Below are 12,271 nucleotides of genomic sequence, written 5' to 3'. Positions count from 1 at the left end.
TCTTGTTCACTTTTGGAGGGCACGTCTCTTGTCACGCATATTGACCCAGCCAAGCGCCGTTGAAGAAGCCTTGGCCGAACACGACGCCAAGATGTTTGGCTCACCCAAGGAGCGGCTGGATTTCTACCGCCGGGAAATCCAGTACGAAACCAGCATCCTCGCCAACCGCACCGACGCCTATCTGGCGGCGCAGTCGTTTCTGGTGATCGCTTTCGCCTCGTGCATGGCCAACCTCAATCCCGAGTGGGGCAAGATGTTCACCCTTGTCGTGCCGCCGTTTCTGGCGCTGCTTGGTGTGCTCAGTTCGCTGAATGCCTGGCCGGGGATTCGTGCGGCGTACGACATCATCGATCACTGGCACTTCAAACAGAGCCAGTTGCTGCACAGCGAGCCGGTGATGGGCGCGGCGTATGACGAGTCTCCACTGTTCAGCGAAATGGAATCGAGCCATAAGGGCTATCGCAAGTCGCTGCTGTTCTCAGTGCGCACGCCTTGGATTTTTGCGACGTTCTGGGTGATGTTGGGGGTGTATGCGGTGTTTATTCAGGTGACCAATCCTTGAGGTGGATTGGTCGGGGGCAGGGGACAGGTGCTGGATTTTGTGGTGTTAGTGAGATCTTACCCCCTCACCCCAGCCCTCTCCCCCAAGGGGGCGAGGGGGAAAGGGAGCAGATCTTCATGCTTTTCAAAATCTACATTCGGCGCGGTATGCCAGGTCGGTGTAGCACGTGAGAACACCTCGGTCAGTCCCCTCTCCCTCGGGGAGAGGGCTAGGGTGAGGGGCTTTTGACTTTTATCACGCAGTTTCCAGCTCACGCCGCGGTGTAACAGCATTCTGCACCGCTGCCGGAATCGGCGGAAAATCCTCATTCAGCACACACAGATGATCAATCGCATCTTCAAATTTCGCATCGGCTTTCTTGCGCAGTGCCCGGTATTGCTCAAAGCGTTCGAAGTCGGTCGGGGTCTGTTCCAGCAGCGCGTTGGCCGCTCGGTTCAGTTCGTGGGCTTCTTCGAACAGTTGACGATTGCGTTCCAGAGCCAGTGCTCTGCAAGCCTTGATTTGCGCAGGAGTCGAGCATTCGTTCATGACTGTGACCTTGTTTGTGTCGGGGTTCCGTTTGATAGGCTGTTCACCGCAGGGGAACCGAACCTGCCGGGTCGCGCTGGATGGTTGGCGCGGTTAAAGGTGTGACCCTTGGGTCGCGCCCGGCGATCCATTTTTTTGTAGAAAAATCTTCGATGATTTTCGGCAAAGCGCAGCGGTTGAAGAATCAGCTTTTTCGTTGCTTCAGACTTTCATAGCGCGCCAGCATCGGCTGTGTGCTGATGCCATGCAGCAGGATACTCAGGGCCACCACCGACAACGTGATGTCGGTACAGACCTTGGCCACGTCGGAATCGAGGCCATGGTTCAGGGCGAAGAACAGATAGAAAAGGCTGCCGATGCCACGAATGCCAAACCAGCCGATCAACAAACGCTGCGGTCCGCTGAGCAGATTGCCCCACGGCATCAACGCCACGCTCAGTGGACGAATCAGACAGAACAGCACGGCGCCGATCCACAACGCCCGCCAGTCCCAATGCGCAATCAGCACGACACCGAGCAGGGTCACCAGAAACACTTCCATCGCCCGCTCGACCAGACTGCCGAATGCGAGCATGTCGCCCATCATGATTCCCGCCGCGACCTGGCTGTCTTCCAACTGCTCCGTGTCGCCATGCACGGCGTTCTGTGGTTCGACGTTCTGATGACCGACCACCGGCTGCACCAGATGCTCGGCAGGCGCTTGGGTGATGCCCGTGGATTTCACTTCCTCCTGACGCAGACCCAGGCCAGCAGCGAAGACCGCGAGAAAGCCGTAGCCGCCAATGGCGTCGGCCACCACGTAGGACAGTGCGATCAGCGCGAGGGTCAGGTAATCGTTCGGGCCGAGGGTGCTGTCCTCGTTGTGAATGCGTAGTAACAGAGCGATGCGGCCAATGCCGCGCCCCATCCAGTAACCGGTGAGCAAACCCGCCGGCACCGCCCACAACAGACTGCGAAGCACCCAGTGCTGCCATTCGCCAGCGCTGCCGTCACCGTGCAGCAACAGCAGACCGAGAATCACGAAAGGGAAAGCCACGCCATCATTGAGCCCGGCTTCACCGGAGAGGCCGAAGCGCACGCTGTCGACGTCCTGCGCATCATTGACCTGCACCAGTGCAGCGAGCACCGGGTCGGTCGGGGCCAGAATCGCGCCGATCAGCAACGACGGTCCCCACGGCAATTGCAGGCCCCAATGCAATAGCAGGCACACGCCGATAATCGTCAGAATCATTACCGGCCCGGCCAGACCAAAAGCGATACGCCAGGTCTTGTGGGCCAACGGCAACCGCAGCTTCAGACCGCAGACGAACAAGGAAAACAGCACCGCGACTTCAGTCAGGTGCTCCATCCACAATGATGATTCTTCCAGCGACAGTTTTAGAAGTTCGAGGCCGCTGGGGCCGATGGCGATGCCGAGCAGCAGGCACACTGCCGAGGTCGTAACCGGCATCCAGCGCAACCACGACGACGTCAGAGCCAGCGTCAGCAGCACGGCGCCGAGCACCGCGACCCATACGCCGAAACTCATGACCGCTCACTTCGGTGAATTCTCAAGGACAGGCGCACCGGGTCAGCTCACGGTCGTGCGCAGGTACTCGGGGATGAGCACGTTGAACCACAGCAGAATCATCGACACCAGCATGGTCACCAGCACCAGCAGGCCGACGCCCCACACGCACGCCGAATACAGCAGGCCTTGCTCCTTGCGCTCATGCATGAAGGTCGGCAGGCCGACGAACAGCAAGAACGTCGAATAGATCGACGCCGCGCCGAGCACCAGAATCGCCAGCCAGCGGCTCGGGTACAGCCCGGCGATCCCGGCGAGGAAAAACGGCGTCACCGTGTAAGCGGCAAAACCGATGCATTGATTCAGCGTTGGTCGCGCATCGAATGAACGCGACATCCATCTGATAAACCCGCCGATAACCGCCACACCGGCGACAATCGTCACGTACAGCAGCACGCTCAATTGCAGGGCGCTGGCCGTGCTCAGGCGCACGTTCTCACCCGCGGCGAGGCTCCAGCCGACTTGAGTGGTGCCGATGAACAGGCACACGGCGGGAATCAGCGCGAGCAGCAGCAAATGCGCGAGGTAGTGGCGGGGATGGGTTTCTTCTTCGCGGCGGATATCGGTCCAGGCGAAGTTGGGTTGGGTGAAGAGTCTGACGAGGGGGGCGGACATGACAACCTCCTGTTCCTGTTGGCCCGTAGGCGCTTACAGGTATGGAGAGATGCCATGCCGCTCGGGTTCAGTTTTTCTGCTGCACGGTTACAGCATCGGTTTGCCGCCGGTCACGCCGTAGCGCTGGCCGGTGATGTAGCTGGCTTCGTCGGAGGCCAGCAGCACGTAAATCGGTGCGACTTCCACCGGTTGGCCCGGTCGGCCGAGCGGGGTGCTGCCGCCGAAGTTCTGTACTTCTTCATCGGGCATGGTCGAGACGATCAGCGGCGTCCAGATCGGGCCTGGGGCGACGCTGTTGACGCGAATTTCCTTCGGCCCGAGCATCTGCGCCAGGCCACCGGTGAAGTTGGCGATCGCGCCTTTGGTGGTGGCGTAGGCCAGCAGAGTCGGCTTGGGCATGTCCGAGTTGACCGAGCTAGTGTTGATGATCGACGAGCCGGGGCGCATGTGTTTGATAGCTGCCTGGCAGATCCTGAACATGGCGGTGATGTTGACGTCGAAGGTCATCACCCATTCGTCATCGGGGATTTCCTCGAAGTTTTCATGGGTCATCTGGAACGCGGCGTTGTTGACCAGAATGTCGATGCGGCCAAAGCGCTCGACGGTCTTGTCGACCAGCGCCTGGCACTGAGCCTTCTCGGCGATATCGCCCGGCAGCAGGATGCACTGACGCCCGGCCTGCTCGACCCAGCGTGCGGTTTCCTTGGCGTCTTCGTGTTCATTCAGGTAAGCCACGGCGACGTCGGCGCCTTCACGGGCGAAGGCAATCGCCACCGCGCGACCGATGCCGCTGTCGGCACCGGTGATCAGCGCGATCTTGCCGGCGAGGCGGCCGGAACCGACGTAACTTTGCTCGCCGCAGTCTGGATACGGTTCCATCTTGCGTTGCGAGCCGGGCACCGGTTGGGCTTGTTTCGGGAAGGGTGGTTTTGGATAGTCAGTCATCGCAGGGTCTCCTGATTTCAAGTCCAGTGTTCCGGGTTGACCCGGTGGCTTTGCCTTGAGTTCGATCGGATTTGCGCTGGATTCTGGTTGGCGATGCAAAACCAATGTGGGAGCGAGCCTGCTCGCGAAAGCGGTCTGTCAGACGATAAATATGTCGACTGACACTGCGCTTTCGCGAGCAGGCTCGCTCCCACAGGGGGTCATTTATACAGGGGAATACCGGGCAAGGATCAGCGTTTTCGGCTGGCCAGCGCCCGCTCCATCCGCGCAATCCCTTCTTCGAGCAACGCCCTCGGGCAACCGAAGTTCAAGCGCACGAACTGCTGATGCCGGTCACCAAAATCGAGCCCGGCACTCAGCCCGACCTTGCCCTGTTCGAGGAAGAACCGCTGCGGATCCGGCAGGTCCAGCGCGGTGCAATCGAGCCACGCCAGATACGTGCCCTGCGGCACATTGATGGTCACGCCCGGCAGCCGCGTGCGTACGGCGTTCACCAGCCAGTCGCGGTTGGCCTGCAGGTAGATTTTCAATTCCGCGAGCCAAGGCCCGGCTTCGCTGTAGGCGACGCGGGTGGCTTCCATGCCCAGCGGGTTGACGCTGTCGACCATGCCGCAGCGGGCGTGGTTGACGCGTTCGCGCAGCGCGGCGTCCTGAATGATCATGAACGAGGTCTTCAGACCGGCGATGTTGTAGGCCTTGCTCGCCGACATCAGGGTGATCGTGCGCTTGGAAATTTCCGGACTCAGCGATGCGGTGGGAATGTGCACGCGGCCGTCGAAGCACAGTTCGGCGTGAATCTCGTCGGAGATGATCCACGCGTCCTGCGCTGCGCAGATATCCGCCACTGCCTGCAACTCTTCGCGATCGAAGACCTTGCCGATCGGGTTGTGCGGGTTGCTCAGCAGCAGGGCGCCGCCGCCTTCGAGCGACTCACGCAAAGATTCCAGCGGCGTGGCGTAAGTGCCATCGGCCTGGGCGTTGAATTCCAGCTCGACCTTGTTCAGGCCCCAATGCCCAGGCGCATGGCGCAGCGGCGGATAGTTCGGTACTTGCACGACGACATTCTGCTGCGCCTGGACCAAAGCCTTGAGGGCCATGTTGAATCCCGATTCCACGCCCGGCAGGAAAATCAGCTCCTGCGGTTTGACCTGCCATGCGTACTTGTTCCACAGGTCGGCGACGATGGCGTCGCGCAGGTTGTCCTGGGCCACGCTGTAACCGAGTAGCGGGTGCAGCAGGCGCTGTTGCAAGGCTTGGACGATGACCGGCGGCGCGGCGAAATCCATATCAGCGACCCACATCGGCAACACATCGGCCGGGTAGCGGCTCCACTTGGTACTGCCAGTGTGGTGGCGGTCGAACAGCTGATCAAAATCGAAAGTCATGCGCGGTCTCGTCGAGGCGGAGTTGGTTCTGCCGGACATTCTATGCGCAACGCGACCTGTGTGGGAGCGAGCCTGCTCGCGAATACGTCGGGTCAGGCAGCATCGAGTTGGATGACCCAGCGCTTTCGCGAGCAGGCTCGCTCCCACAGGGGGGGGTGTGTACTGGCTGGAAATCCGGGCCAGACACCCGACGGTCGGTTTTCACACAATCGGCAAGGTCTTTGTCTACAGTGAAAAAGTCGGCGTCAAGGCGTCGCAACCGTGATTGTCCAGATAAAGCCCGGCACAAGTACCGGGTTCCACCTGATCAGGAGTGCACGATGGATCTCAGCCGTCGTCAGTTCTTCAAGGTCGCCGGTATCGGCCTTGCAGGCTCAAGCCTGGGCGCGTTGGGCATGGCCCCGACGGCGGCCTTCGCCGAGCAGGTGCGTCACTTCAAGCTCGCCCACACCCGTGAAACCCGCAACACCTGCCCGTATTGCTCGGTCGGTTGCGGTTTGATCATGTACAGCCAGGGCGATGCCGGCAAGAACGTGGCGCAAAACATCATTCACATCGAAGGCGATGCCGACCACCCGGTCAATCGCGGCACGCTGTGCCCGAAAGGCGCGGGCCTGCTCGACTTCATTCACAGCCCCGGCCGCTTGCAGTACCCGCAAGTGCGCAAACCCGGCAGCAATGAATGGACGCGCATCGGCTGGGACGAAGCCCTCGATCGCATCGCCGACCTGATGAAGGCCGACCGCGACGCCAACTTCATCGAGAAAAATGCCAACGGGCAAACGGTGAATCGCTGGCTGACCACCGGTTTTCTCGCGGCATCGGCGGCATCCAACGAAGCCGGCTACATCACTCAGAAGGTGATTCGCAGCCTCGGTCTGCTGGGGTTCGATAACCAGGCGCGTGTCTGACACGGCCCGACGGTGGCAAGTCTTGCCCCGACGTACGGCCGTGGTGCCATGACCAACACCTGGACCGATATCGCCAACGCGAATCTGATCCTGGTGATGGGTGGCAACGCAGCAGAAGCGCATCCGTGCGGCTTCAAATGGGTGACCGAGGCCAAGGCGCACAACTCCGCGCGGCTGATCGTGGTCGATCCACGTTTTACCCGGACCGCTTCGGTGTCCGACTATTACGCGCCGATCCGCACCGGTACCGACATCGCCTTCATGGGCGGGTTGATCAATTACCTGCTGACCGAGGACAAGATCCAGCACGAATACGTGCGCAATTACACCGACGTGTCGTTCATCGTCAAAGCCGGTTATGGCTTCGAAGATGGTCTGTTCAGCGGCTACGACGCGGAAAAACGCAGCTACACCGACAAGTCCGGCTGGGGCTACGAATTCGCCGAGGACGGTTTCGTCCGCGTCGACCCGACCCTGCAGGACCCGCGCTGCGTATATCAATTGATGAGGCAGCATTACAGCCGCTACAACATCGACCTGGCCAGCCAGATCTGCGGCATGCCGGTCGACGCCATGCAGAAAATCTGGGAAGAGATCGCCACCTGCTCGACACCGGGCAAGACCATGACGATTCTCTACGCGCTCGGCTGGACGCAGCACTCGATCGGCGCGCAGATCATCCGCAGCGCGGCGATGGTGCAGTTGTTGTTGGGCAACGTCGGCATGCCCGGCGGTGGCGTCAACGCTTTGCGCGGGCACTCGAACATCCAGGGCCTGACCGACCTCGGTCTGCTGTCCAACGCCTTGCCCGGCTACCTCACGCTGCCCAGCGACAGCGAGCAGGATTACGGTCAGTTCATCTTCAAACGCACGCAGGTTCCGCTCAGACCGGGGCAGCTTTCGTACTGGCAGAACTACAGCAAGTTCCACGTCAGCCTGATGAAATCCTGGTACGGCGCCAACGCCACCGCCGAGAACAACTGGCTGTTCGACCATTTGCCGAAGCTCGACATCCCCAACTACGACGTGCTGAAAATGTTCGACCTGATGAGCCAGGGCAAGGTCAACGGCTACTTCTGCCAAGGCTTCAATCCGATCGCTGCGTTACCGGACAAGAACCGCGTGATGGGCGCATTGGCCAAGCTCAAGTGGCTGGTGGTAATGGACCCGCTGGCCACCGAGACCTCGGAGTTCTGGCAGAACGTCGGGCCGTACAACGACGTGAAAACCGCTGAAATCCAGACCGAAGTCATTCGCCTGCCGACCACCTGTTTTGCCGAGGAAGACGGCTCGCTGGTCAACAGCAGCCGCTGGCTGCAATGGCACTGGAAGGGTGCCGACGGCCCCGGCGAAGCACAGACCGACATTCGCATCATGAGCGAACTGTTCCTGCGCCTGCGCCAGCGTTATCAGATCGAAGGCGGCAAGTTTCCTGATCCGCTGCTGAAACTGTCGTGGCCGTACAAGATCCCCGACGAGCCTTCGCCGGAAGAACTGGCGCGGGAAATCAACGGCACCGCTGTCAGCGATTTCACCGACGCCAGTGGCGTTACGGTCAAGGCTGGTACGCAACTGGCCGGTTTCGGCTTGCTCAAGGATGACGGCAGCACCGCGTCCGGTTGCTGGATTTTCGCCGGCAGCTGGACCGAGGCCGGCAACCAGATGGCCCGGCGCGATAACGCCGACCCGTTCGGCATGCACCAGCATCAGGGTTGGGCCTGGGCCTGGCCGGCGAATCGGCGGATTCTCTACAACCGCGCCTCGGCGGACCCGGCGGGCAAACCGTGGGACCCGAAAAAGCGGCTGGTGTGGTGGAACGGCAAGGCCTGGACCGGCACCGATGTGCCGGACTACAAGGCCGACGTGCCGCCGGAAGCCGGGATGAACCCGTTCATCATGAACCCCGAAGGCGTCGCGCGGTTCTTCGCCGTGGACAAGATGAACGAAGGCCCATTCCCTGAGCACTACGAGCCGTTCGAAACGCCGATCGGCATCAACCCGCTGCACCCGCAAAACAAGAAGGCCACCAGCAACCCGGCGGCGCGGATCTTCGATTCGGTCTGGGAAACCCTCGGCGAAGCCAAGGACTTCCCGTACGCCGGCACCAGCTACCGGCTTACCGAGCATTTCCACTTCTGGAGCAAGCACTGCAAGTTGAACGCGATCGCTCAGCCCGAGCAGTTCGTGGAAATCGGCGAAGTGCTGGCGAACGAGAAGGGCATCGCTGCCGGTGATCGCGTGCGGGTCAGCTGCAAGCGCGGCTTTATCGAAGCGGTGGCGGTGGTGACCAAACGGATCCGGCCGCTGCAGGTCAACGGCCAGGTCGTGCATCAGATCGGCATCCCGCTGCACTGGGGTTTCACTGGCCTGACGCGTCACGGTTACCTGACCAACACCCTGGTGCCGTTCCTCGGCGATGGCAACACTCAGACCCCGGAATCCAAGTCATTCCTGGTCAACGTGGAGAAACTGTAAATGGCCAGCCAAGACATCATTGCCCGCTCGGCCACCACCACCGTGCCGCCGTCGGTAAGGACTCAGCAGGGCGTTGCCAAGCTGATCGACACGACCAAGTGCATCGGCTGCAAGGCCTGCCAGGTCGCCTGCTCGGAATGGAACGAGCTGCGCGACGAGGTCGGCCACAACCACGGCACCTACGACAATCCGCAGGATCTGACGGCGGATTCGTGGACGCTGATGCGCTTCACCGAGCACGAAACCGACGCCGGTAACCTTGAGTGGCTGATCCGCAAGGACGGCTGCATGCACTGCGCCGAGCCCGGTTGTCTGGCCGCGTGCCCGAGCCCCGGGGCGATCATTCAGCATGCCAACGGCATCGTCGATTTCGATCAGGACCACTGCATTGGCTGTGGCTATTGCATCACCGGTTGCCCGTTCAACATCCCGCGCATTTCGCAGAAAGACCACAAGGCCTACAAATGCACCCTATGTTCCGACCGCGTGGCGGTGGGGCTGGAGCCGGCCTGCGTGAAAACCTGCCCGACCGGCGCCATCGTCTTCGGCACCAAGGAAGATATGAAGGAACATGCCGCCGAACGCATCGTCGATCTGAAAAGCCGTGGTTTTGAAAACGCCGGTCTGTACGACCCCGCTGGCGTGGGTGGCACCCACGTGATGTACGTGCTGCATCACGCCGACACGCCAAAAATCTATGCAGGTTTGCCGGACCATCCGGCGATCAGTCCGCTGGTGGGCTTGTGGAAAGGCATCAGCAAACCCCTCGGCTTGTTGGCGATGGGTGCGGCGGTGCTGGCCGGGTTCTTCCACTATGTGCGCATCGGGCCGAATCGTGTCGAGGAGGATGAGCATCCGACACCACCCGATACCTCGGTGCACGTGGTCGACCCGGCGGTGCACACCTTCGATCCACGCGGGGAGGAGCGGCCATGAGCAACAAGACGATCCTGCGTTACAGCGCCAACCAGCGCACCAATCACTGGCTGGTGGCGATTCTGTTTTTCATGGCCGGGTTGTCCGGGCTGGCGTTGTTTCATCCGTCGCTGTTCTGGCTCAGTAATCTGTTCGGCGGCGGCACCTGGACGCGGATTCTGCACCCGTACATGGGCATCGCCATGTTCGTGCTGTTCCTCGGCCTGGTGTTCAGCTTCTGGCGCACCAATTTCTTCATCGCCAATGATCGCCAGTGGCTGCGGCGGATCAACCGGGTGATGGTCAACGACGAAGAAAGCGTGCCGCCGGTAGGCAAATACAACGCCGGGCAGAAGTTGCTGTTCTGGACTTTACTGCTGTGCATGCTCGCGTTGCTGTTCACCGGGCTGGTGATCTGGCGCGCGTGGTTCAGCGCGTACTTCGGCATCACCACGATCCGCTGGGCCATGCTGCTGCATGCGCTGGCCGGGTTCGTGCTGGTGCTGAGCATCATCGTGCACATCTACGCCGGTTTGTGGATCAAGGGTTCGGTCGACGCCATGTTGCATGGCTGGGTCAGCCGGCCGTGGGCGAGAAAACACCATGAACTGTGGTACCGCGAGGTGACCCGCGACGAACAGCCTCGGGACGTGCCCGAGCGACCGCTGACAAAAAAGGGCTGACTTTTGCCAAGCATTCTTGAACCTGGGGAAATCGAGGCGGCGGCCAGTTCGCCGCCGTTTCTGTATCTGCCGCCACGTAACCTGTTTGCCCTGCGCGCTGAACGCCTCGAGCGTCTGGCCGAGGGCAACGGGTTGGCGGATTATCTGCGGCTGATGGCCGGATTGTGCCGGGCGCAGCAGCAGGTCTTCGACGATCCGCCGCTCACCGCGCCGTTTGATGCGCAGCGTTTCGAAGCCTGTCAGCAGCACGGTCTGCCGCCGTTCGCCGCAGACACCTTGGTGCGCGAAGATGCCTGGCAGCCGTGGCTTGACGCCTTGCTGCAGCGCTATGCGCCAGCGGATCAACCTGCAGTGATCGACGCGCTGGACACTCTGCGCGGCGCCAGTTCCGGCCAGCTGCGCGCGTGGGCGGTGGCGCTGGTCAGTGGGCAGTATTCGCTGGTGCCGGCGGCGCTGGTGCCGTTTCTCGGCGCCGCCCTGCAAACCGCCTGGAGCCACTGGCTGCTCAGTGTGCCAAATCTGCAACTCAAGCCTGGCGACAGCCTCAGCCAATGCCCGGCCTGTGGTTCGCCGGCCATGGCCGGGGTGATTCGCCATCGCGGCAAGCACAACGGTTTGCGCTATCTGGTGTGTTCGCTGTGCGCCTGCGAATGGCATGTGGTGCGGGTCAAGTGCGTGTATTGCGAGCAGAGCAAGGGCCTTGAGTATCTGAGCCAGGAAGACGACCGGCACAGCGCCGAACAGGCGCCGCTGCGCGCCGAAGTCTGCCCGAGTTGCAACAGCTACCTGAAATTGCTCTATCTGGAGAACGACGCCGAAGCCGAGGCGTTGTCGGCGGATCTCGGCAGTTTGCTGCTGGACATGCGCCTGGCCCAGGACGGTTATCAGCGCCTGGCGCCCAATCTGTTGCTGGCGCCGGGGGACGACTGACCAGCGCAAAATTGTGGGAGAGGGGTGTGCTCCCACAGGTCTATGTGCCGAATCACAAAGCCCGGTCAGCCCCGGATTTCTCTGTGGGAGCGAGCCTGCTCGCGAAGGCGTCAGGTCAGCCACATCCACATTGACTGACACACCGCTTTCGCGAGCAGGTTCGCTCCCACAGGTTTTTGTGGTGACCAACAATGTTCATTCCACCCCGAATCCCTGTGGGAGCTGGCTTGCCAGCGATTGGTCGGCACATCCACCGCCTTCTTTGACTGACCCACCGCAATCGCTGGCAAGCCAGCTCCCACAAGTCTATGTGCCGAATCACAGAGCCCGGTCAGCCCCGGATTTCTCTGTGGGAGCTGGCTTGCCAGCGATTCGGTCGGCACATCCACCGCTTCTTTGACTGACCCACCGCAATCGCTGGCAAGCCAGCTCCCACAAGTCTATGTGCCGAATCACAAAGCCCGGTCAGCCCCGGGTTTCTCTGTGGGAGCGAGCCTGCTCGCGAAGGCGTCAGGTCAGCCACATCCACATTGACTGACACACCGTTTTCGCGAGCAGGCTCGCTCCCACAGGTTTTTGTGGTGACCAACAATGTCCATTCCACCCCGAATCCCTGTGGGAGCTGCCTTGCCAGCGATTGGTCGGCACATCCACCACCTTCTTTGACGGACCCACCGCAATCGCTGGCAAGCCAGCTCCCACAAGTCTATGTGCCGAATCACAAAGCCCGGTCAGCCCCGGATTTCCCTGTGGTA

The 12,271-nt window shown here is 61.3% G+C and carries 10 protein-coding genes; 5 read left to right on the top strand and 5 right to left on the bottom strand.

The features are described from left to right. The first annotated feature begins 28 nt into the window (after positions 1-28). Complete coding sequence (locus CKW30_RS04415; RefSeq protein WP_016774826.1) at positions 29-562, top strand: hypothetical protein; 534 nt, start codon at positions 29-31, stop codon at positions 560-562. Between the two features lie 234 nt (positions 563-796). On the opposite strand, the gene CKW30_RS04410 is transcribed toward CKW30_RS04415, so the two are convergent. The 5 genes from CKW30_RS04410 to CKW30_RS04390 form a co-directional block, all read right to left on the bottom strand. Next, positions 797-1,090: a hypothetical protein gene (locus CKW30_RS04410; protein WP_039761510.1), complete on the bottom strand. Its 294-nt coding sequence runs from the start codon at positions 1,088-1,090 to the stop codon at positions 797-799. A 184-nt stretch (positions 1,091-1,274) separates the two neighbouring features. Next, a complete protein-coding gene (locus tag CKW30_RS04405) occupies positions 1,275-2,618 on the bottom strand; it encodes a sodium:proton antiporter (protein ID WP_041480294.1) in 1,344 nt (447 codons plus the stop codon). Between the two features lie 42 nt (positions 2,619-2,660). Then, positions 2,661-3,272 carry a Yip1 family protein gene (locus tag CKW30_RS04400; protein ID WP_056786193.1) on the bottom strand — a complete coding sequence of 204 codons (612 nt, stop codon included), beginning with the start codon at positions 3,270-3,272 and terminating at the stop codon, positions 2,661-2,663. An 87-nt stretch (positions 3,273-3,359) separates the two neighbouring features. Next, a complete protein-coding gene (locus tag CKW30_RS04395; protein ID WP_016774822.1) occupies positions 3,360-4,217 on the bottom strand; it encodes a glucose 1-dehydrogenase in 858 nt (285 codons plus the stop codon). A gap of 230 nt (positions 4,218-4,447) precedes the next feature. After that, complete coding sequence (locus CKW30_RS04390; protein WP_095180079.1) at positions 4,448-5,602, bottom strand: MalY/PatB family protein; 1,155 nt, start codon at positions 5,600-5,602, stop codon at positions 4,448-4,450. A gap of 320 nt (positions 5,603-5,922) precedes the next feature. On the opposite strand from CKW30_RS04390, the gene fdnG reads away from it, so the two are divergent. The 4 genes from fdnG to fdhE are packed head-to-tail and all read left to right on the top strand — an operon-like array spanning position 5,923 to position 11,516. After that, on the top strand, positions 5,923-8,988 hold the full coding sequence (gene fdnG, locus CKW30_RS04375; protein WP_143497881.1) for a formate dehydrogenase-N subunit alpha: 3,066 nt from the start codon (positions 5,923-5,925) through the stop codon (positions 8,986-8,988). After that, entirely contained in the window at positions 8,989-9,924 is a 936-nt protein-coding gene (gene fdxH, locus CKW30_RS04370) for a formate dehydrogenase subunit beta (RefSeq protein WP_016774818.1), read from the top strand. Further along, complete coding sequence (locus CKW30_RS04365; RefSeq protein ID WP_041480299.1) at positions 9,921-10,586, top strand: formate dehydrogenase subunit gamma; 666 nt, start codon at positions 9,921-9,923, stop codon at positions 10,584-10,586. The genes fdxH and CKW30_RS04365 overlap by 4 nt, the downstream gene beginning before the upstream one ends. Positions 10,587-10,589: 3 nt before the next feature. Next, positions 10,590-11,516 (top strand): formate dehydrogenase accessory protein FdhE, encoded by a 927-nt coding sequence (gene fdhE, locus CKW30_RS04360; RefSeq protein WP_095180076.1) that lies wholly within the window; start codon positions 10,590-10,592, stop codon positions 11,514-11,516. The last annotated feature ends 755 nt before the right edge of the window (positions 11,517-12,271 follow it).

The sequence above is a fragment of the Pseudomonas sp. Irchel 3F6 genome (assembly GCF_900187595.1).
GTDB classification, from domain to species: domain Bacteria; phylum Pseudomonadota; class Gammaproteobacteria; order Pseudomonadales; family Pseudomonadaceae; genus Aquipseudomonas; species Aquipseudomonas siliginis.
This window is presented reverse-complemented; position numbering and strand designations above follow the sequence as displayed.

Excerpts from the sequence above, each read along its gene's own strand:
- CKW30_RS04400 (WP_056786193.1), bottom strand. The coding sequence starts at position 3,272 with ATGTCCGCCCCCCTCGTCAGACTCTTCACCCAACCCAACTTCGCCTGG.
- fdxH (WP_016774818.1), top strand. The coding sequence starts at position 8,989 with ATGGCCAGCCAAGACATCATTGCCCGCTCGGCCACCACCACCGTGCCG.
- CKW30_RS04390 (WP_095180079.1), bottom strand. The coding sequence starts at position 5,602 with ATGACTTTCGATTTTGATCAGCTGTTCGACCGCCACCACACTGGCAGT.
- CKW30_RS04410 (WP_039761510.1), bottom strand. The coding sequence starts at position 1,090 with ATGAACGAATGCTCGACTCCTGCGCAAATCAAGGCTTGCAGAGCACTG.
- CKW30_RS04365 (WP_041480299.1), top strand. The coding sequence starts at position 9,921 with ATGAGCAACAAGACGATCCTGCGTTACAGCGCCAACCAGCGCACCAAT.
- CKW30_RS04405 (WP_041480294.1), bottom strand. The coding sequence starts at position 2,618 with ATGAGTTTCGGCGTATGGGTCGCGGTGCTCGGCGCCGTGCTGCTGACG.
- CKW30_RS04395 (WP_016774822.1), bottom strand. The coding sequence starts at position 4,217 with ATGACTGACTATCCAAAACCACCCTTCCCGAAACAAGCCCAACCGGTG.